2 protein-coding genes are annotated in these 1340 nt (G+C 34.0%); both read left to right on the top strand.

What is annotated here, in order from left to right:
• Positions 1-79: 79 nt before the first annotated feature.
• Positions 80-670 (top strand): replication protein, encoded by a 591-nt coding sequence (locus ACEN3Z_RS11840; RefSeq protein WP_002458750.1) that lies wholly within the window; start codon positions 80-82, stop codon positions 668-670.
• A 415-nt stretch (positions 671-1085) separates the two neighbouring features.
• Positions 1086-1226: a CopG family transcriptional regulator gene (locus ACEN3Z_RS11835; protein WP_407090977.1), complete on the top strand. Its 141-nt coding sequence runs from the start codon at positions 1086-1088 to the stop codon at positions 1224-1226.
• Positions 1227-1340 lie beyond the last annotated feature (114 nt).

Raw genomic sequence — 1340 nt, 5'->3', positions numbered from 1 at the left:
TAAAGAAGCATAAAAAAATACTGCCATGTGGTTATGGCAGTATAAAAATAGAAAGAATGTATTCGGAGGTAATTATAGCATGGTAAATAAAGCATCACAAGATAAAGTAAGAACTCGAAATTGGACTTTTGTAATTTATCCAGAAAGTGTTTTTCAAAACTGGAGAGATGTATTAGATAACGAATATATACAGTGGGTTGAATCGCCATTACACGATAAAGATACAAACCCAGACGGTGAAATAAAGAAAGCTCACAAGCATATACTTGTTATGTATGACGGTGTTAAAAGCTATAATCAAATACTTGAATTAACTGAAAAGATAAACGCTACTGTACCACAAAAGTGTGGCTCTGCTAAAGGTCTTGTTAGGTATATGTTACATATGGATAATCCTGAGAAGTATCAGTATAATCGTGAAGATATGGTTGCTCATGGTGGCGCAGATATCGCTGAGATGTTAAAGCCAACATCTGCAAGTAGATATGAGATGTTTAAAGAAATGACTAGTTTTATAGTTGAAAATGATATAAGAGAATATGAAGATTTATGGATCTACGCTATGGAGAATAGATTTGATGATTGGTTTCCTTTGTTAGCAGATAATGGCACTTTTGCTATTAATACATTTATAAAATCAAGAAGACATAGGATAAAAGATAAAGATTGAATTTAAGGCTAGCCACTTTAGTGGCTAGCTTTTTTCGATAGAAAAAACGGGGGTTTGGGGTGCTCCCCAACAAGATGGGTTTGCCAAACATTTATTGAGTATTTATGTCGAGAAAACATTTTGAGAAAGAAAGGCGAATATGATAGCCACTTCTGTGGCGATTGGTGCAGGTTTTAAGTTGGATTAATTCCAACTTAACAACCAATCCGAATCATATGAGTAAAGTTTCTGCTCAAAATGGAAATTGAAATAAAGCGAAGTAAATGTGGGTATTGATTTTGGTTTTTCAACACTGGGGTACTACGACCCCCCAGTGTTGTTCATTGATCACGGGCATTTTTTGTGTATAATTGATTGAACTATGATGTTTTTTTGTGTATTATGTACACAAAAGGAGCTGAAGGGTGGTAAAACGATGAGTAAAAGATTGCAAGTAACTTTAAAAGATGAGATGTCAGACAAGTTGGATCAATTGGCTAAGCATTTAGGAATATCAAAAAGTGCAGTAATTTCCTTGGCTTTGCAAGATTTTGAGCAGAAACATAAAGAAGCATAAAAAAATACTGCCATGTGGTTATGGCAGTATAAAAATAGAAAGAATGTATTCGGAGGTAATTATAGCATGGTAAATAAAGCATCACAAGATAAAGTAAGAACTCGAAATTGGACT

The sequence above is a fragment of the Ruoffia sp. FAM 26254 genome (assembly GCF_045528545.1).
GTDB classification, from domain to species: Bacteria; Bacillota; Bacilli; order Lactobacillales; family Aerococcaceae; genus Ruoffia; species Ruoffia halotolerans.
This window is presented reverse-complemented; position numbering and strand designations above follow the sequence as displayed.